The sequence below is a fragment of the Desulfobacterales bacterium genome, assembly GCA_029211065.1.
GTDB lineage: Bacteria > Desulfobacterota > Desulfobacteria > Desulfobacterales > JARGFK01 > JARGFK01.
Genome location: JARGFK010000022.1, coordinates 1 through 19,601, shown reverse-complemented (window position 1 = coordinate 19,601; position 19,601 = coordinate 1). Strand labels below are relative to the sequence as shown.

The following is a 19,601-nucleotide window of genomic DNA, read 5'->3' as shown; positions in this document are numbered from 1 at the left end:
TTATGGGACCAAGATACAAAAGACTCGCCTGCTTCCTGAAAAAGAAGCCCCATGGAGAACCTGATTTTAGGCTATCGATCCGTTGTTTTTCGTTATCACCTTCAATCATGGGATCCCATTTTTCTGTAATTTTTCGGTTGTGTCCGCCTCGCAGACACGCTGGCCTTTGCGTAGGGCGACACGAACACTTCCCTGGGTAAGAGCGCCTGCACGGCAACCGCTGACAGGATCGACCTGCTCGAACTGGATATCATCCGGTATCGGAAACTCACGATGGGGTTCCCCTTCCGTTGCTTTCGTCATGAATTCAGCCCATATGGGTGCCGCAGCCCGGCTGCCGGTAAAACCTCCGCCATGCGAAGTCCGGAGACTGACATCTCTATCGTAGCCCACCCATACAGATGTGCTTAGGGTCGGTGTAAAACCCGTAAACCAGGCGTCTTTATAGCCGTCGGTGGTTCCGGTCTTGCCGGCTGCCGGAAGTTCAAAGCCCATGCGACGGATAACGCTGCCGGTACCTTCATCGATCACGCCGCGCATCATGTCGACAACCTGGTAAACGATATTTTTATCCAGCACTTTTTTTCCGCTGACAATATGTTCGTCGATGACCCTGCCGTAAGCATCCTCCACCCGGGATACCCAGAAAGGTTCAAAATGGATGCCGCCGCTGGCAAAAACGGCAAAAGATGACGCCATTTCCAGCGGACTGACGCCGGAGGTTCCCAGGGCAATCGAATAGACCGGCGTTAAACGGCTCTGTATGCCGCAGCGCTGGGCTGTTTTAATCACATCCTGCGGTCCGGCAAGCTCCACCAATTGGGCGGCAATGGTGTTGATGGAACTGGTGAAAGCCTTTTTTAAGACGATGGGGCCCTCAAATAGCTTTTCGAAATTTTCAGGCGCCCAGTCTTTTGCACCCGCCACCGGGACAACAACCGGTTTATCCACTAAAACAGTGGCCGGATTTAGGTTTAATTTTTCAAAAGCGGTGTAGTATAAAAAAGGTTTAAACCCGGAACCCGGCAACCGGTGGTTTTGAATCGCCCGATTGTATTCGGATTCGAAATAATCGCGCCCGCCCACCAGCGCCTTGACGGCGCCGGTGGTTGTATCTACGACAACCAGGGCCCCTTGGGGCCGAAACGATTCAGCATCATTGGCCGCTTTACCCACCGCAGATGAACCCAAATTCCTTTCGATGTCTTTGAGACCTTTCTGGAGCGCCGTTACTGCCAGGGATTGCAACTGGGGATCGAGGGTTGTGGTTATTTTAAGGCCGCCGTGATAAACGATTTCAGGCCCATAGCGTTCTTCCAGGTATTTGATGACCATATCTATGTAATAGCTGCCGGTGCGCGCTCCTGCGGGTTTTTGTCTGAATTTGAATTCATAAGCAAACCCTTCATCGGCCTGCTCCTGGGTGATATATCCGGCTGCAACCATACGTTGCAGAACAGTCCGTTGACGTTTTTTGGCGCGATCATAGTAAAAGTATGGATTATATCGGGTGGGTGATTTGGGCAACCCGGCCAGCAGGGCGGCTTCCGCCAGATTCAGGTCAATGGCCGATTTATCCAAAAAAGTTCGGGACGCCTGCTCAACCCCGAGGGCGCCCACGCCAAAAGGGATTTGATTGACATACGCTTCCAGTATTTCACGTTTCGAGTATTGCGATTCAATTTGCAGGGCGACAAACAGTTCTTGAAATTTACGGACGTAAGAGCGTTTAAAACTGAAAAAAAGGTTCTTGGATAGTTGCTGGGTAATCGTTGACGCCCCTTGAATTTTTCCAGGTTCAAACAGAGTAACCCAGATCGCTTTCAATATGCGGATCTTGTTGATGCCATGATGTTCCCAGAATCTGTGATCTTCGGTGGCTATAACAGCCTGTAGAAAACCGGGCGAAACCCGGTTTAAGGGAACGGTATCGCGGCCGCCGATAATCAGGATCCTTTCACCGGTGGCTGCGATGATTTCCGTGGGAGGTGTTTCGATGATCCGGCTTAACGGTTCCGGAACGCGGGGCAGGTCTTTTAGGGCCAGAAAAAAAATGCCCACCAGCAAGATCGCGGCCAATCCGGACAAGAAGAGGATTGAAAAGAAAACAAGTCTGAATAAACGGTGTATTTTTTCAAAAAGACGCATAACCGGCATCCCTATGGTAACTGCCAATAATGGGGGCGGCATCGGCTTTTTTCCCCTCAAGCTTCGAACGTATCTGCCAGACAGCCCATTCGCGACCCAGCATGAATACCACCCTTGTCTGGGCGCCGTCTTTTATCTCAAAACCGAGCTCGATATTTCCGGAAATGGTTTCATCGGAAATACCGACCCTCACAATACGCCCGGCAACCATCAATAACCGTTCAGGCTGGGGAAGCACATTTCGGCGTGAATCGTCCGGCAAAGATTCCAGTGCGCTTAAGAATTGATCGGCCGGGTATACCCTGTTTTTGAATTTGGGAAAGTTTTCCAATATTCCATCAACGGCCCGTTCGTTCTGGGAAATGAGTTCAAGGAGGTTTGCACCTATCTGTAGCCGCCGCAAGACCCGATTTTCAGCATCCAAAAAATATACCTGCAGCCCATTTCCTTGTTTTTCAAAATAAGTTCGCGTGAATCGGTCTTCGCTGAATATTTTTAATATATCAATGGGGGAGATGATTTCCTGGGAAATTGATGCCGGAAGCCCCAGATAGAGCCTGCGGAAATCATCCGGCGACAGCATAACGCCCTGATCCGGCGCAAGTTTGGCGGAAATTTCAATAAATGATCCGGCGTTTCTGGCTTCACGCTGGGAGGCCTGCCGGTCGGTCACAATTTGTTCAAGCGTTCGCTTTGCGGTTTCGGTTTGTCGATTAATCTCCCAAATTGCACCGGATTCCGGACGCCCGGCATTTGTTTTTACCAGAAAAGCGCCCATCATCTGCTCCATCCAGTCAAACCGCAGTTCGGAAATGAGTATGCCGAATATAAGCAGCATCGACAGGATCGGTCTCAGTGACAATGATCTGGAGATCCACTCCCTGATATTTTTCGGTTCAGCCCAATCCATAATTTGATCCTGTGCGGGTATCCGCAACCATAAATGGGGTGCACCTCAGGCCGAGGCTTAATTTTTTTACCCAGATGCGGACCATGAGGATCGCCTTTCCGTCTAAATGGACAAGGCTGGGAAGTTCTTCCAGATACGATATATCCGAGGCGTTAAACTCATAGTAGGCGGTGTGGGTGCTATAGGGATCGGTAAATAAAACAACTTTTCCCGAGTCGAATGGGTGCCGTTTGGGAGAGCCGGTAAACGGCACATGGGTTTTGATCAGATCATTAAAATGCTTGGGTCTTTTATATGCTTCAATTTCAAATCCCTGGGCCGTGTTTAATTTATCTGTAGTCGACATGAATGATTTTTCCCCGCTGAATCTAAAATAATTTCAATTTTGTAAGGATTGATATTTTTTATGGGTCCCGTAAGATGAAGTTCATGTGGCGGGTATTAACATTGAACCTTTCTATCAAAAATTCTGATCTCATGAATCATTTTTTCTAAAATTATAAAATTCCTATCTTGATGTCAATAAAAACAGGGCAATTTCCATTATATTGACCGTTTCATATTTTTTTAATTACTTGACCGGAACCAATTTGTATGAATAGAAATACCCTTTAAATATGTGGTACAGCGATCCAAACTGTTACAAAACACCCTAAAGCCCCAGGGAATAAGGAGCCTGAATTGAAACAAAATAACGGCACAGTTTTAAATAATATCCCTGAAAGAATCGCTCTATCCGAGTACGATTCCAAAAAACTGTTAAAAAAATACGGCGTCCCGGTTGTGTCCGAATCCGTTGCCGAAGATGAAGATGAAGCCGTTGCAATTGCTGAAACAATAGGTTTTCCGGTTGTCGTTAAAGCAGTGGGATCCAACATTCTACATAAAACCGACCGGAAACTGCTCCAATTGAATCTTGCCGGTGCAGAAGCGGTCCGGCATGCGGTCCGGTCTATTGCTCACAATGCCGCAGATGATCTGGAAGGGATTCTGATTCAACCCTATCTGGCAGGCAAAAGAGAATTTATAGCCGGACTTTTTCGTGATGTTCAATTTGGTCCGGTTATCGTGTTCGGCGCCGGTGGAATCTTCGCAGAAGCCTTGGCAGACGTCACTTTCAGACTGGCTCCGATTCGTGAAGCGGACGCCGCTGAGATGATGCAGGCAATAAAGGCCCGTGCACTGTTAGGCAGCTTCAGGGGGGAGCCTCCCGTCCGGAAAGAACAGGTCATCGCAACCCTTGTGGGGCTTTCTCAATCGGCGGCGGAAATGCCTGAGATAGCGGAAATAGATATCAACCCCCTGATGGTTATGCCGGACGGTCAGACCTGCGCGGTCGATGCCCTGATCGTTAAGTATATTAATCGGCCGGTCGAGCAGAAATATTTGCCCCCCGTCAGCCCTGAGTCCCTCGGGCGTTTCTTTTACCCCCGCTCCATTGCATTTGTCGGGGCTTCTTCTCAAATCGGCAAGTGGGGGCATATGCTGTTTACCATCACCGCCAGCGGTGGTTTCACCGGTGATATTTATCTGGTGAATCCCAAAGGAGAACGCATTGCTGAAAGGACGGTTTTTAAGTCCGTTGTGGAAATCCCCGGTGATGTTGATCTGGCAGTCGTCACGATCCCGGCCGCAAAGGTCGCAGACCTGATTCCCGAATTTAAACAGAAGGGAATCCGGAACATGTTGCTCATCACCTCCGGATTTGCCGAGACAGGTGCGGAAGGCAAAAAAATGGAGGAAATGCTGCTACAAAAGGCGGCTGCAGCGGGAATACTGATGGTGGGACCCAATACCATGGGTATTTGCAATCCCCATATCCATCTATACTGCACCGGCAGTCATGTCCGTCCCCTGCCCGGTTCGACCGCCATAGTGGCCCAATCCGGCAATATGGGGACCCAGTTGTTGGCTTTTGCCGAACAGCAGGCCATCGGAATCCGTGCCTTTTGCGGCTCAGGCAATGAAGCCATGATCACCATCGAAGATTATCTGGATGCCTTTGAAAAGGACGAACTGACCCGAACCGTCATGTTGTATGTTGAAAGTGTTAAAAACGGCCGTCGTTTTTTTGAGAGCGCTTGCCGGGTCGGACAAAAAAAACCCATCGTTCTGTTAAAAGGCGGTCGCAGCAAGGCCGGTAATCGGGCGGCGGCCAGCCATACCGGTGCTCTCACCAGCGACATCAAGGTTTTCGACGCCATGTGCCGGCAGGCCGGCATTGTTAAAGTCGAACGTCCCATGGATCTGCTCGATCTGGCGGCTGCGTTTTCATCCCTGCCCCTTCCCAAAGGCAACCGGGTCGCCATTATGACTTTAGGCGGCGGTTGGGGTGTTGTCACGGCGGATTTATGCGAAGACTACAACCTGGAGATCCCGGAACTGCCGCCGGAAATGATAAATCGGTTTGATAAAATCCTGCCGTCCTATTGGAGCCGGGCAAACCCGGTCGACATTGTCGGCGAAAAAGACAACTCCATTCCCATGACGGTTATTGAGGCGTTTTTAAGATGGGACGGCTGTGACGCCGTTATCAACCTGGGTATTCTGGGGCGCAAGATCCTGCTGGAACGCCTGATTGATTCGGTTTTAACGGCAGATCCCACCTATTCCCCTGAGTTTTTAAAAAAGGCCAATCAGGCCTTTTATGATTTTGAAAATCAATACATTGAACATATCGTCCGCTTGATGGAGAAATACGACAAACCCGTATTTGGTGTCAGTATGCTGACGGGAAAAAAAGAGCAGACCGTATACCGGGTCAAGGGCAGCGCGCTCAAAGGCGTCTTCTTTGCAACACCCGAACGCGCGGTCAAGGCATTTGCGAAAATGGTTGAATATGAACAGTTTCTAAAACGTTCCCGCAGCAAAACATAAATGGGATCAGCCGATATCATTTCAAAAAGCAAACCATATTCAACGATCCGCTCGAGAATTAAAAGGGATGGTTTGGCTTGTTATGGACCGGCTGTTATGCTATTTAACATTAATAAAAACTAATGAAAGAATTCACAAATATCGATATGGATCACGTTGCAGACATTAAAAACAATCCCTCAGGATTGAGCATTATAAGTAATAACAGTATGAATTTATATAATATAGCTTCAAAAAGGGTTTTAAAATACCGATTTGATTTTGAAGTCGGTTACCTCATTAAAAGCCCTTGCAGGGAGTGCCAAAACGACAACCGCCTGCCTGGTTGTGCGGATGATTGCGTCGTTCTGGAAAAGATACAGACGCTTTTAGCCGAAGGCATTTCCTGCACCAGACGCTTTTAAGTAAGACCGATTCCCCGGATTTCAAGTGCTTCAGTGCCGACTGGGCGAGCATTAATCATGATTGTTCGGCGTCACGCTCACTGAATCGTGGATTGATTCGCAGCCCGAAATGCGGCCGATGCCGACGTATTCATTCAGGTAAACATGAACAGCAGCATGCCCTCATCCCCCCACTATCATCTGTCTGAAACGGAAACCGGTGAAACTGTCATTCGTCTTCACGGCCGAATGGATGTTGAAACCGCCGCTGAAATCCTTGATAATCTGACCACCTTGATAAAAGAAAAATCTCCCAAAGCCCTGACGGTGGACCTTGAAGACGTCACACACTTCGATGATTTTGGCGCTTTGGTGCTGTTTGAACTAAAACACCTCATGTCAGCTCACAAGGGCGCCTTTAAAATGGTCCGTATCAGCAATCAGCCCCAGGAAATCCTTTCCCAGGTCAGCTTCGATACGCATGATAAATGTGCATTGCCCCCGAAACCCAAAAGGTCGGTAAACATTCTGGTCCGATTGGGGGAGTCGACCATTACGCATACCTATAACATCCGATTAATGGCCGCTTTCATCGGTTCCGTGTTTCTCGCTTTTGTGCGCGTCTTATTTAAGCCGTTACTCCTGCGCGTCGATGACACCATTACCCACATCGAAAACACCGGCGTCCATGCAATCCCGATTGTTGCCCTTATCAGTTTTTTGCTCGGACTGATTATTGCGTTCATGTCTTCTTTGCAGATGCAACAGTTTGGGGCCAACATTTATGTCGCCTCTTTGGTTGCCCTGGCGATGGTGTCGGAACTGGGACCGATCATGACGGCGATTATCGTGGCGGGAAGAACCGGTTCCGCCTTTGCCGCTGAAATCGGAACAATGAAAATTTCCGAAGAGGTCGACGCACTTTTCAGCATGGGCTTTGACCCGACGCTGTTTTTAGTGATTCCCAGGATGATCGCATCCATCGTTGTCGTGCCGATATTGACTTTGTTTTTTGACATTTTCGCAATTTTCGGAGGGCTTGTTGTGGGTGTATTGATACTGAAACTTTCTCCCAGCGCGTATATCACCCAGACGATCGACACCCTTTCACTGGTTGAGATGACCTGGGGTTTTGCGAAAAGTATTATTTTTGCCATACTGGTTTCGTGGATTGCCTGTCTGAGAGGGTTTCAGACCAAAGGCGGGGCTGCTGCCGTGGGAAATGCCGCCACTTCCGCGGTCGTGAGCAGTCTTTTTTTAATTATCCTGTTTGATTCCATTATTGCGATTATTCGCGGTTACTGGGGATAAACCTTGTTCTTTCAGAAGGGCTCAACCATCTCAAACATTATACATTGACAACTCAGGCGCACAGGCCATTTTACTTTGTGATTTATGCAGCGATAGGGTAAATATTTATCGATGGAAGACAAAGTTCTCATCAAGGTAAGAGACCTTGTCGTTAAATACGGCGACAATCTTATTCTGGACAATATTAGCTTCGATGTTTTTAAAGGAGAAATTCTTTTTATCCTGGGCGGCAGCGGTTGCGGCAAGACAACCCTGATCCGGCACCTGATGGGGCTGGACCGGCCGTTTTCCGGCAAAATTGTCATCGACGGAATCGATCTGACATCCTGCGGAGATGCCGACTTCATGAAAACCCTAAGAAAGATCGGCATGTTGTTCCAGGGCAGCGCCCTGTTCGGATCCATGACGCTGGCGGAAAATATCTCCCTCCCGATTAAAGCGTTTTCCGGTCTTTCCGCCGAGGCCGTCCATGATCTGGCGCGAATGAAACTCTGCCGGGTTGATCTGGCCGGTTTTGAAAATTACCTGCCCCATGAACTCAGCGGCGGCATGAAAAAAAGAGCCGGGTTGGCCAGAGCACTGGCGTTGAATCCGAAAATATTATTTCTGGATGAACCCACCGCCGGGCTCGACCCGGTGATTGCATCAGAAATGGACGCGCTTATCCTGAACATCAACAAGAACAGCGGCACCACTATGATAGTTGTAACTCACGAGCTTTACAGTATTCTCGGTATTGCCGAACGCGTCATCATGCTCGACAAAAACACCAAAGGGATCATCGCCGAAGGGAATCCAAGATTTCTAAAAGCGCACAGCGACAATCCATATGTCCGAAAATTCCTTAATCGGTACGCCGATCTGCAACCCAAACCGGTAATTAGAAATGGCATCGATCAAAACCAAATTTACAGTCGGACTGTTCATCGCCATTGGACTGGCCATTACGATCATAGCGATCATATGGCTGGGAATGTCCAAGTACCTGGAAAAAGGCCAGCATTACGTGGCCTATTTTGATGAATCCATTCAAGGGCTGGACAGAGATTCTCCTGTCAAATACCGGGGCGTCCCGGTCGGCAGGGTTAAAAGTGTGAGCGTGGCCCCGGACGGCACCCTGGTTCAGGTCATTATGAAAATAGAATCAAAATTGGAACCTGAAACAGAAAAAGAAGCCATGGAAGATATCGTCGCTCAACTTAAATCCATCGGCATCACCGGAATCATGTTCCTGGAACTCGATCGTAAAAATAAGAGTGATCCGGAAATAGTCCCGAAGCTCACCTTTGAGCCCGATTATCCTGTGATCGCCACCAAGCCGTCGGAAATCAAATTGTTGCTTGAAGGTGTCGATGAAGTATTGAAACAGTTTAAATCCATTGACGGCAAGGGACTGACGGACAGCGCCAAGGCAACTCTTGGAAAAATCGACCGCAGCGTAGACGACATCCAGATCAAGGAAATTTCAGCCGATATTCGCAACACACTGAACAACATCAACAGCATTTTAAATGATACCCAGAGCCGCATGGACAACGCGGCGCGATCGGCAGAATCAGTCATGGGCACAGCCCATGATACCCTTAAGCGCTTTGATAACATGCTGGCTGCAAATGAAAAAGGAATAGGCTCGGCCGTGAATGAAGCCAATCGTTTTATACAGAATGCAGATACCGCGGTGAAGCAGTTAAGCCAGATCGTCAGCGGAAACAAAGCGGCGTTAACGGAAGCGATTTCCGGCTTCAACCGGAGCGTTAAAAATCTTGAAGACCTGTTAACAGCAGGAAACCGGCTGATAAAAAAAGGCGGCAGCACCTTTTCAGAGCTGCAGCCGCGGCTGCTCGTTATCATGCAGCAACTTGAAATAACAGTTGATAATTTAAAAATTTTCTCAGAAAGTATTGCCGAGCAACCATCGCAGCTGCTGTTCGGTGAACCGCCGGCCCCCAGGCAGACCGAACCGGATGCCTTTCAAAAACGGTAGCCGCTGTCAGGAAGGTTCAACCCATATAGTGGCCATCGGTACTAAAATCCTACGGAGATCTGAATCATGAATGCTGCTTTAAAATCGTCTCTATTTGTCATGATCGCCGCCCTGCTCTTAAGCGCTTGCGCAAGCGTCGGGCAGCCCAGCAAAAAAATAGATTTTTATACCCTTGAATACGACCCGCCCCAAGTGTCAAATGAATCCGAAAAAATCCCGTTTACCATTAAAATCAGCCGGTTCCAGGTTTCCCCTTTATACAATTCCAATAAAATCATTTATCGGGACAAAGCGTTTGCCCGTAATGAATATTATTACCGAAAATGGCGCGCCAACCCGGGAGACACGATCACTTACCTTCTCAAGCGGGATTTGCAGCATTCAGTGCTCTTTAAAGCAGTGTTCAGTCACGAAGACGGATTTAGCTGCGATTATCTGCTGGCGGGTGCTGTTGATGAATTCTTTGAACAGGACAATCCGGATTCATGGGAAGCTGTACTGTCCATCACCATCGCTTTGATTAAAGAAAACGAACCGGACGTCGGCAAGCGCATCATTTTTCAGAAAACCTACCGGACCCGGAAACCGACTTTGCAAAAAAATCCAAAATCATTATCAGAAGCGATGAGTCTTGCAATGGCGCAAGTGTCTGAAGAGGTAATCCGCGACACCTTCCAAGCTTTAAAGACGGTTAGATAAAGCCGTTGTCATAATTACATTCCGATTCAGCCGCCGGACATCCCCGGGATTCGAAAAGAAATGGAAATATTTTCCAAACTGATTCCCTCCGGGCGGATAGCCGGGTCTGGTCCTAAATCATTTACGGATGCGGTTGTCTTCGGGATTTGGATTTACCCTTAAGGCAGCCGGTATATCACAGCCCCCCAGGTCAGTCCCGACCCGAGCCCCAGAAAAAGGACGGTGCTGCCGGATTGAATGATCTTTTTTTCAAGGGCCTCATCAAATGCAATGGGAATGCTGGCAGCGGTGGTGTTGCCGTATTGCTGGATGTTGTGGTAGACTTTTTCTTCCGGCAGCTTCATCGCCTCCTGAAACGCCTGATTGATGCGCAAATTGGCCTGGTGCGGTATAAACAGATCAATATCTTCCTTTGAAAGGCCGGTTTTTTGGAGAACTTCCTGTGCAACCAGCGGAAGCCGCCGGACGGCATTTTTAAAAACAGCCCGGCCATCCATCACCGGATACTGCCGCCCCTCCTTGAGCATGTCTGCGGTGATGCTTTTCTTCAGCCGATGGGAGGGTGCTTCAATCATCAGGCTCGTGGCAAATTCATCTTGGGCATGCAGGGCCGAACCCAGGATGCCGACTTCAACGTCGCTTTCTACCCCTTCCAGGCATACAGCTCCGGCGCCGTCACCGAATAGAACGGTGACATCCCGGCCCGCTGTTGAGATGTTCAGACCGGTACTGTGAACCTCTGCCCCCACAAACAGGATGCGATTGGCCAGACCGCTGCGAATATATGCATCGGCGGTTGTCATTCCATATAAAAACCCGGAGCATTGCTGACGAATGTCAAGCGCGGGCGTTGTCTCAAGCCCCAGCTTGTGTTGCAGCAGACAGCCGGACCCCGGAAAATAAATATCCGGACTCAGTGTCGCAAAAATGATCATATCGATGTCTTGGGGCTGCCAGTTTGCCCGCTTAAGGGCTATTTTGGCAGCTTCAAGCCCCAAATCAGATGATCCAACGCCGCCCTCCTCCGGCACCCAATGTCGCTTGATAATACCGCTTCGCTGCTGGATCCACTCATCGGACGTGTCCATCCACTGGGCCAGATCGTTGTTTGTTACCACCCGCGGAGGGACATAGCGCCCGGTGCCGGTAATCACTGATCGTTTCATCCAATCCCCTTATTGTTGTTTAGCGTTTCGAAATCTTTTATACAATGCGGAGCTTATATAGCGGTTGTCAAAAAAACGTTCCGTTATCCCAACGTTTTTTTCTACAACCGTTTATACCGCAATTCATTGTTTCGGAACATTACTATAGAAAGCGGTATAAACGCATTTTGAGACATTTTCAAGACATAGATGCAAATTCGGTGGTGCAGCCATATACAAACGTCTTCTCCATACTGTTTCGGACGTTTTGCTCCCATCATGACGGATGCCCGGTTATCGCACAGCAGGGCTTATTGCCAGAGTGCATCCTTCAGGCCGGACGTCCGGTCGATCCTGCGAGAGATGGCGGCTTGCAATATGGGCTTGCTTCCGCAAATGACGACTTGTTCCCTGGCCCGGGTAACCGCTGTATAGATGAGTTCCCTCGTCAAAACCGCAACGTCCTTATCGGGCAGAATCAACAGAACTTTCGCAAATTCCGATCCCTGGCTTTTATGCACGGTCATGGCATAAACGGTCGCATGTTCCGGCAATTGTTGGGGAATAAACCGCTTGGTTTCACCGTGTAGGCCCTGAAAAAATACATATAGGGTGCCGTCGTCATCATCATCATCGGAGTCCGGCAGGGTGATGCCGATATCCCCGTTGTACAGTCCCAGCCTGTAATCGTTGCGGGTGATGATGACCGGTCGGCCCCGGTACCAGGGACGCTGCAGCCGATGGTCGGCGCTGATAAGTCCATGGCGGCGCAAAACCTGCTCCGTCAGATGATTGACGGCTTGTATGCCGAAGGGCCCTTTGTTAAGGACGCACAAAATCTGAAAATTATTAAACTTTTCCAAGGCGGCCACCGGCTCCGTTGTTTGCAGAAAGGAACTGTATTCCTTTAGGATGGATCGCTCCAGCTCCGCCTGGAGCGCCCCTGCGGTGGGTGCGTCTTTCCAGATGAGTCCGAGATCGTCCCCCTGGACCAGCAATGCAGCAGCGTCCACGGCGCTTCCCAACTTCACCGCGCAGCTAAACCCGCCGATGCCGCCCGTCTCTGAAAAGCGATAGTTCTTGTGCAATGTCAGAATGCTGTCGTAGAGCCCCTCCTTCGGAAGGATTCTGATATCCGGCGCGTTTAGGGGAAGACCGGTTAACTGTTTGACGTGTTCGGAAAAATTTTCTGAAAAATGATGACTATGATAGGAAACACAAATGTCACCCAGGACCGAACCCGGTTCAACCGAAGCCAGTTGGTCCCTGTCACCCACCAGTATCACCCGGGCATCAGCCGGTATCGCTTGAAACAGCTTTGACATTAATGCCAGATCGATCATGGATGCCTCGTCCACAACCACCACGTCCGCCGGCAGCGGGTTTTCTTCGCAATGATGAAAATAGGGAGAATGCGGAATTGTCTTCAGCAACCGGTGTACGGTAGCGGCCTCAATGGGTATTGCGTCACGGATTGCATCCGGACAGGGTATGGCTTGAATGGCGGCTTCTATTGTTTCAGACAATTTCATGGCAGCCTTTCCGGTGGGCGCTGTCAGAAAGATCCGCAAACCGCTGCCGCCATCCTGTTCTAGAAGGAGTGCTAAAATTTTTGCCACCAGATAAGTTTTGCCGGTGCCGGGCCCGCCGGAAATGACGCTGAAACGGTTTAGAACAGCTGCCATCGCTGCGATTTGCTGCCAGTCAATGAGCGGTGCTGATGACTTGAAAAGCCGTTTCAAGCCGTCCTTCAGAACAGCCAGGTTCACCCCACTCATTTTGTTTGACGCTTTTCGCCTGATGCCATCCGCCAGTTTTTGCTGATACTCCCAGTATCGATATAAATACAAGCGGTTTTGGCTGTCAAGGATGAGGGGTCTATGGTCGCCCGGCCTGCCGACAACAGTGCTGGCCGTAAGCTTTTCCCGCCAAACCGATAATTCCGGGCAGGCGACCGGTCCGCAGGTGTCCGTAGATGCGACCACTACCCTTTGGGCGTAGCGATCTAAATCCATGCAGATGTCCCCGCCGCCGGTTACGCTGCTCACAAGAGCGGCGCTCAGGAATATAACCCCATCTTCATTGCCATCCAATTTGCAAATAAATTCGGCAAACCGAATATCAATTTCGTTAAATATTGTATATTGATATAATTTGCTTATAAGATTTTTCATAAATTTGATAATTTCAGGGGATGAGTGCCTTTGCCAATGCGTAAACCGAATCCGGCGGTGGAATGTCCCTAAAGATGCCGAATTCCATCCCTTGAACCGGCGCCACGCCACGCAGAAAAATATAGAAAACGCCGCCAAAATTTTTTTCATATCGATAACCGGCTATCCGGCGCTGAAGGTATTGGTGAACGGCCAGGGTATAGATTTGATATTGCAGAAAATACAATTCGTTCCGCATGACATTGACAAGTGCTGAGCGTCGATAATCCTGAAGGGTCGGTCCCAGAAAATTTGATTTCCAGTCAATGAGATAAAAGCGGTCCTGAAAGCGAAAAACCAGGTCCATGAAACCTTTCATAAAACCCTTGACCGGCGCAAAAACCAAATTCTCAAAACCTTCTGGAAACTGGTCCGGGACATCGGCAATACCGCAATCCTTAAATACCCTTTTTAACTTTCGCGGTGATAACGATGCCAGCGGAAAATAGAATTCCAGTTCATGCAGCCGGTCGCTTTTCGGAATTACGGACAGGGTAAAGTCACTGCCATTACCCTTCAGGGGCAAGGAGACAACATTCTGGATCGTGCGGCAGACGGTTTCCTTCCATGCCGGTTCGAACCCATACTCAGCCAGTTTAATCTCCACCAGTCGGCTGCAATAGGCGTCATCGGTGTTGTTGAAATCAAAGTTCTCAAAAATATCGTGAAAAAAATTTCCGGCGTGTCCCCCTTTGGGAAATGAAAAAATATTTCGCTGCGCCAATTCAGCACCCGTTTCCGGCCGGGTTGTAACAGTAGCGTCCCGATCCGGCAATGTCTCTGTTGGAACCGCCTGGGAAACCAATGTAGAATAGCTTAAAACCCGCCAGCCCCAATCGATTTTCCCGCTGAAAGTTCGACAGTGCAGCTTCCCGGAGCCTTTCGGAGAAACTGTCAGGCTGCCGGCGACAGGCCGTTCCGGCAATTCAACGATTTCAACACTCCCCGCGGAACTTTCGGCAAGTTTATGTAAATCACGGTTAATCTCCGCATCGCTTTTCTGGGAAATCTCCCTGTGCAGTGCGGCAACAATGTCCTCGTCAGGGCCGTCTGGGGCATGATGAAACAAATACGCCAGGGGAGCGGTTTCGGCGGTATTGATACGACCCCATGCCAGATAGCACCGTTTTTTGGCGCGTGTGATTGCAACGTAAAGCAGCCGGATGTTTTCCGCCAACAGTTCTCTTGCTGAAATAGACAGATGCGCTGCATCTTTATCAGCGGAAAGATCGAGGGTCATGCCTTCGTCAACCGGATCGTGAAAGAATAATTCCTCTTTTTGCGATAATGACCCATCCCACAGAAAGGGGCAGAACACCACCGGATACTCCAGGCCTTTGCTTTTATGAATGGTAACGATTTTTATGGCATCCGCATCACTCTCAAGGCGAAGCTGATGCGTTTCCATTCCGGGTGTTGAATCTTTGCGTTGTTCAGCCAGCCACTTGATGAGTGCGGTCAACCCTTTTTTATTCTCTGTTGATTCATGCTGGAGAAGTTCCGCCAGGTGCAGGACATTGGTCAGGCGGCGTTCGCCATCAGGGAAGGTCAGCAAGCGGGTCCTGATTTCTTCATTGATGAGCATTTGACGCATCATCCGCATGAATCCATGCTTTTCCCATAAATGATAATATTCCCGCATGCGCAACCGTCTGGATTCCCATTCGGTTGTCCCCTCTTCCAAACGGCAAATCATTTCGGCGCTGCCCCCCATCATGTCCGTGACAAGCGCCGCCCGCAGCCTGCGATCATTCATCGGCTCTGAGACAGACGCCAGGAGCCTTTCCATTTCCATGGCCTCATGGGATCTAAAAATATTACCGGTGCTGTAGAGGACAGCCGGCACGCGAGCCTGGGACAAAACCGTTTTGATTAATTGGGCCTGACGATTCGTTCGGACGAGAACGGCCATATCGCCGGCGGCAATCGGTTCCGGTTCTGCGTTCAGAAGGTGGACGATTTCAGCGGCAACTTGGGCTGCGACAATTTCCGTGGCATTCTTTTTGGATATGGGTTTACCCGCATCTCCCTTGAGATGCCAGATGGTCATGGCCGGTTTAGGCGTATCACCAGCGGAAATGTTTTGCCTGCCCGATGTCCCTTTTGAAAAACCGATATCTCTGAACAAAAAGGGTGATTTAACCCTTTGGAACATTGTGTTTACGGCGTTGATCATCCCCTGCTCCGAACGCCAGTTTTCCGTCAAGGTATATTTTCGGGGGGCGGTACGGGAGGCCCGCATGTAAGTGAAAATATCGGCGCCGCGAAAACCGTAAATGGCCTGCTTCGGATCGCCGATCATGAAAAGCACATGGTCTTCAGATGAAAATAAACGGGAAAAAACATCATACTGGACCGGGTCCGTATCCTGAAATTCGTCCACAAGGGCTGCTTTATATTTGCGTCGAATCGCCGCTGCAAGGCTATTGCCGGCTGTATCCGCCAGGGCGTTTTTGACCTTCAGCAGCAAATCGTCAAAAAACTGAACATTATTTTCTTTTTTGCGGATAGACAGTTCACGATCAGCATATTGAAAAAATTCTGTTTTTAAATACAGCAGATAGGTTTCAAGTTCAGCAGCAAGGGCGTCCTTTTTTTGGACCAATTCGTCGCATAGATCAAAAAATGTTAAATGGGGCGCCGGCCGGCCGGATTTAACGGACCGCAGCAGCTTTGTCGTTGTAAATTTATCAATATCCTTGAAAATCGTGGCGACATATCCGGGAGAGCTGCTGAATCCGTCCATTTCCGAAAGCAGGGCCATCACTTTGATTTCACGGACAGAATGTTCCGCGCCGGTTTTATTTAACTTAAGGCTGCCGTAGATATTGTCCTTTAATGACGGACTATTGAACGCTTCAGCAACGGCCGCACGGGATTCAGGCCAGGCGTTCCGGAGTTTTTCAAAGACGGCGCGATAAGGCGGAAGGCTTTGCCAGAAAGGTTTTGCAACCCTTGGAACGATCTTTATGTCTGTTGCCTGCCATCGTTCCATCAGTTTCAAAAAATACTCCGGACCCTTGAGTTTTTCTATGGCGTAGTGGACGACCTCCGGGACCGTCCTGTAAAAATGATTCCGCCAGAAGTCGTCTGCAATCCCACGCAGCAAATCCCTTTGGTCGGTAATGAGTTCGGTATCAAACAGGCTGCCGGTTTCAAAGGCATGCTCATGCAGGATCCGCTGACAAAAGCCGTGGATGGTAAAGATCGCGGCCTGATCAAAATTCATCAACGCGTTTTGAAGCAGTTGCCGGATCTCCCCCCTGTTTTTCTGTATCAGCGCATTGATCAGGAGGTCGTCACTGGACCCTTGGGCCAAAGCCGCCTGGACTGCTGTCAGGCGTGTGCGAATCCGATTCTTCAGCTCTTCGGTGGCGGCTTTGGTAAAGGTTACCACAAGGATCTCTTCAACGGAAAGCCGCAGCTCAATTAAGAGCCGCAGAAACAGGCCTTCGATGGCGTGAGTTTTACCGGTGCCCGCACTTGCTTCGATGAGGTTGGTTCCGGTCAGAGGCGTATTCAGGGGATCAAAGGATTTCATGTTGCTGTTCTTTTTCACTTCTGACGCAATAGATCCCTTTTCCCTCACGGGCCGGGCGGAAGCACAGGTTGTCCGACCGGCACATGGATTTGCCGGTATCACCGCTCTGCCACCTTTTAACAAGACCAGGCTCCCTGATAAGGGGGCGGCACAGAGAAATATAGTCCGCCAGCCCGGCCTCAACCAACCCTTGGGCAACCCCATAGGAACGAATGCCGCCCACCAGCAGCAGCGGAACTGAAATGGATTCCTTGAAAGCCCCTGCCGCTTCTTTATAAAATGCTTCATTTTCCGGATTGATTTTGCCGCTGCGGATCGGATTGAGTTTTCCGGAAAACTTTGTGCCGCCGCTCAGTTCAACGGCATCGATCCCCGCCTGCTGCAGCCGCTTTGCCGTCTGCAGCATTTCAGACATCGTCAACCCGGTCTCAAGATAATCCTCGGAATTCATCTTGATCATGACCGGAAAATGGTTGTCCGTTTGGTTGCGAATGGATTTCAAAACATCCAGCACGATCCGGGAGCGATTGGCGATACTGCCGCCATAGTGATCCGTGCGTTTGTTATAAAAAGGGGACAAAAACTGACTCAGCAGGTATCCGTGCGCTGCGTGAATCTGAACGCCGTCAAAACCGGCCCGCTTGGCCCTTGCAGCGGCCCGGCCGAATGCAATGACAGTTTGATCGATTTCTGCAACGTTCATTTCCCGGCAGGATTCGCCTGGATCGTTATTGAGGGCCGATGGGCCCATGGGCGGCTGTCCGGTCAATTCTGTATCCGCATGGCAGCCGGCATGCGCCAGTTGCAATAGGATCTTGCCGCCGTTGTCATGGACGGCCTGGGCCAGCCGGGTTAACCCCGGAAGGAGTTCATCGCCGTAAGCCCCGACCTGCCAGGGACTTGCCTGCCCTTGGGGTAATACAAAAGCGTGGCTGCTGATGATCAGACCGACACCGCCCCGGGCCAGTTCAGCCATCAGATCGATCAGACGCCGGCTGCAGGCGCCATCCTTATGCGCCATCCCCTCCCAGGTGGCGGAGCGCACAAAACGGTTTTTCAGCGCCAGCGAATTTATCCTCGTTTTCTCAAACAGTATCGGCATTTCAAACTCCCTCCTGGTTAACCGCTCATCAGCTTATCAGCTCATAGGCGCATTCGCCTCCCAGCCTCATAGCCTCGCAGCTTCCCAATCACTCATACCAGCTGAGTATTTTGCTTAAATCCTCCCGTCCGGTCTTAAAATCGTTTGCCGGGGCGGTTTGATCGGCATATCCCATGGAAATCCCCAGGAGAATTTCCTTTTCGCTTGATATATTGAGTACATCGACAATGTCATCGGCATATGCGACAATCAGACCGATGGGACAGGTGGACAGACCCTTGGCCTGAGCGGCCAGCAACAGATAGGACACGCTCATCCCCACGTCCAGGTAGCGGATAGAAGGAAAAACCCTGTCGATCGCAACGATAATGGCGATGGGTGCCCCGTAAAAAGAACAGCTTCCATCCTCGATAAACCGGTTAAACGGCATTCCGGTTTGCGAGATTTTAGGTTCCATTACCGCCAAAGCCTTACGGCTTCGCTCGGTGTATTTTTGCGGCAATGGTTTGGCGGTGCCCGGTCCGCAGGAAACCTTTCTTTCCGCATGGGCTTTCTTCAAGCGGCGAACGAGGCGCTCTTTTTCTTCACCGTAGGTGACGATAAACTCCCATGGCTGCAGGTTAATGGCGGAAGGCGCCAGACCGGCTGCGGCAATTACAGTTTCAATGTCCTCCCGCGATACCGGTTTGTCGCTAAAGGCCCTGACGCTTCTTCGTTCCTTCATTGCAGAAATAATATCCATTTGTCAGATTCCTCTCGATCTCAAAGAACTTTCGATATGCCCATCAAATTTTAATTTTCTATCTATCTATTGATATTCGACCTAATTGTGTCCCCATCATAGTAATCAGCTACCAGAAATCGAAACTGCTGAGGATTATCAAGGTAGTTTTTCGCTGGTAAAAATTACTCGGCGCGGCAGGCCGGTACGACATCGTAAAATCCCTTGTCGTAATTTTCTGAGCATTCGCGCGTAGGCGTCGCGAAGCAATATATCTTTTTCCCTAACAGCTCCAACTCGCGTTCAGCCTGACGGGACGATCCAGTTTGACTCCATCCGCAGGGGGCATCCACTGAAACAACCGTGGCACTGTGGTCAAGGCACCAATTGACAATCCCAGAAGGATTGGTAGTGGTCGTTTTATCCATGAAAATTTCACCCCGCAGCGCCACGGCGTGAAAGCCTTTCACTTCTCCGCCAACATCAATACCTGCTACGTCCCAGAATGAGTGACCCCGCAAATCCCGCAGTAGTTTAACCCGCCATCCCGTGACCCAACTATCCCGC

The 19,601-nt window shown here is 49.9% G+C and carries 14 protein-coding genes; 5 read left to right on the top strand and 9 right to left on the bottom strand.

The annotated features are described in order from the left end of the window. Nucleotides 1–105: 105 nt before the first annotated feature. From P1P89_06880 to P1P89_06870, 3 genes are read right to left on the bottom strand one after another with little or no spacing between them, the layout of a single operon-like run. Nucleotides 106–2,148: a PBP1A family penicillin-binding protein gene (locus P1P89_06880; GenBank protein ID MDF1591222.1), complete on the bottom strand. Its 2,043-nt coding sequence runs from the start codon at nt 2,146–2,148 to the stop codon at nt 106–108. Then, complete coding sequence (locus P1P89_06875; protein ID MDF1591221.1) at nt 2,135–3,058, bottom strand: hypothetical protein; 924 nt, start codon at nt 3,056–3,058, stop codon at nt 2,135–2,137. The genes P1P89_06880 and P1P89_06875 overlap by 14 nt, the downstream gene beginning before the upstream one ends. Further along, nucleotides 3,045–3,404 (bottom strand): inorganic pyrophosphatase Ppa, encoded by a 360-nt coding sequence (locus tag P1P89_06870; GenBank protein MDF1591220.1) that lies wholly within the window; start codon nt 3,402–3,404, stop codon nt 3,045–3,047. Before P1P89_06870 ends, P1P89_06875 begins: the two co-directional genes overlap by 14 nt. A gap of 335 nt (nt 3,405–3,739) precedes the next feature. Between P1P89_06870 and P1P89_06865 the strand changes: the two genes are divergently transcribed. The 5 genes from P1P89_06865 to P1P89_06845 all read left to right on the top strand — a co-directional run bounded on the left by P1P89_06865 (nt 3,740) and on the right by P1P89_06845 (nt 10,312). Further along, nucleotides 3,740–5,935 carry an acetate--CoA ligase family protein gene (locus P1P89_06865; protein MDF1591219.1) on the top strand — a complete coding sequence of 732 codons (2,196 nt, stop codon included), beginning with the start codon at nt 3,740–3,742 and terminating at the stop codon, nt 5,933–5,935. Nucleotides 5,936–6,483: 548 nt separating this feature from the next. Further along, complete coding sequence (locus P1P89_06860; GenBank protein MDF1591218.1) at nt 6,484–7,629, top strand: MlaE family lipid ABC transporter permease subunit; 1,146 nt, start codon at nt 6,484–6,486, stop codon at nt 7,627–7,629. 111 nt (nt 7,630–7,740) lie between these two features. Further along, a complete protein-coding gene (locus tag P1P89_06855) occupies nt 7,741–8,649 on the top strand; it encodes an ATP-binding cassette domain-containing protein (GenBank protein ID MDF1591217.1) in 909 nt (302 codons plus the stop codon). Beyond that, nucleotides 8,603–9,613, top strand: coding sequence for an MlaD family protein (locus P1P89_06850; protein ID MDF1591216.1), 1,011 nt, complete (start codon nt 8,603–8,605; stop codon nt 9,611–9,613). The genes P1P89_06855 and P1P89_06850 overlap by 47 nt, the downstream gene beginning before the upstream one ends. A 66-nt stretch (nt 9,614–9,679) precedes the next feature. After that, nucleotides 9,680–10,312, top strand: a complete 633-nt coding sequence (locus P1P89_06845) for an ABC-type transport auxiliary lipoprotein family protein (protein MDF1591215.1) — start codon at nt 9,680–9,682, stop codon at nt 10,310–10,312. Between the two features lie 158 nt (nt 10,313–10,470). On the opposite strand, the gene P1P89_06840 is transcribed toward P1P89_06845, so the two are convergent. The 6 genes from P1P89_06840 to P1P89_06815 all read right to left on the bottom strand — a co-directional run. After that, a complete protein-coding gene (locus tag P1P89_06840; protein MDF1591214.1) occupies nt 10,471–11,478 on the bottom strand; it encodes a ketoacyl-ACP synthase III in 1,008 nt (335 codons plus the stop codon). A gap of 290 nt (nt 11,479–11,768) precedes the next feature. Then, nucleotides 11,769–13,631: an exodeoxyribonuclease V subunit alpha gene (gene recD, locus P1P89_06835; protein ID MDF1591213.1), complete on the bottom strand. Its 1,863-nt coding sequence runs from the start codon at nt 13,629–13,631 to the stop codon at nt 11,769–11,771. Between the two features lie 13 nt (nt 13,632–13,644). Next, nucleotides 13,645–17,211, bottom strand: a complete 3,567-nt coding sequence (gene recB / locus P1P89_06830) for an exodeoxyribonuclease V subunit beta (GenBank protein ID MDF1591212.1) — start codon at nt 17,209–17,211, stop codon at nt 13,645–13,647. After that, complete coding sequence (locus tag P1P89_06825; protein ID MDF1591211.1) at nt 17,198–18,313, bottom strand: NADH:flavin oxidoreductase; 1,116 nt, start codon at nt 18,311–18,313, stop codon at nt 17,198–17,200. Before P1P89_06825 ends, recB begins: the two co-directional genes overlap by 14 nt. Nucleotides 18,314–18,401: 88 nt before the next feature. Further along, on the bottom strand, nt 18,402–19,055 hold the full coding sequence (locus P1P89_06820) for a nitroreductase (protein MDF1591210.1): 654 nt from the start codon (nt 19,053–19,055) through the stop codon (nt 18,402–18,404). 164 nt (nt 19,056–19,219) lie between these two features. Next, nucleotides 19,220–19,601 (bottom strand): DUF429 domain-containing protein (locus tag P1P89_06815; GenBank protein MDF1591209.1); only part of this gene is annotated, 382 nt, incomplete at its 5' end.

Coding starts and splice junctions, on each gene's coding strand:
- P1P89_06880 (MDF1591222.1), bottom strand. CDS start 2,148: ATGCGTCTTTTTGAAAAAATACACCGTTTATTCAGACTTGTTTTCTTT.
- P1P89_06875 (MDF1591221.1), bottom strand. CDS start 3,058: ATGGATTGGGCTGAACCGAAAAATATCAGGGAGTGGATCTCCAGATCA.
- P1P89_06870 (MDF1591220.1), bottom strand. CDS start 3,404: ATGTCGACTACAGATAAATTAAACACGGCCCAGGGATTTGAAATTGAA.
- P1P89_06860 (MDF1591218.1), top strand. CDS start 6,484: ATGAACAGCAGCATGCCCTCATCCCCCCACTATCATCTGTCTGAAACG.
- P1P89_06855 (MDF1591217.1), top strand. CDS start 7,741: ATGGAAGACAAAGTTCTCATCAAGGTAAGAGACCTTGTCGTTAAATAC.
- P1P89_06850 (MDF1591216.1), top strand. CDS start 8,603: ATGTCCAAGTACCTGGAAAAAGGCCAGCATTACGTGGCCTATTTTGAT.
- P1P89_06845 (MDF1591215.1), top strand. CDS start 9,680: ATGAATGCTGCTTTAAAATCGTCTCTATTTGTCATGATCGCCGCCCTG.
- P1P89_06840 (MDF1591214.1), bottom strand. CDS start 11,478: ATGAAACGATCAGTGATTACCGGCACCGGGCGCTATGTCCCTCCGCGG.
- recD (MDF1591213.1), bottom strand. CDS start 13,631: ATGAAAAATCTTATAAGCAAATTATATCAATATACAATATTTAACGAA.
- recB (MDF1591212.1), bottom strand. CDS start 17,211: ATGAAATCCTTTGATCCCCTGAATACGCCTCTGACCGGAACCAACCTC.
- P1P89_06825 (MDF1591211.1), bottom strand. CDS start 18,313: ATGCCGATACTGTTTGAGAAAACGAGGATAAATTCGCTGGCGCTGAAA.
- P1P89_06820 (MDF1591210.1), bottom strand. CDS start 19,055: ATGGATATTATTTCTGCAATGAAGGAACGAAGAAGCGTCAGGGCCTTT.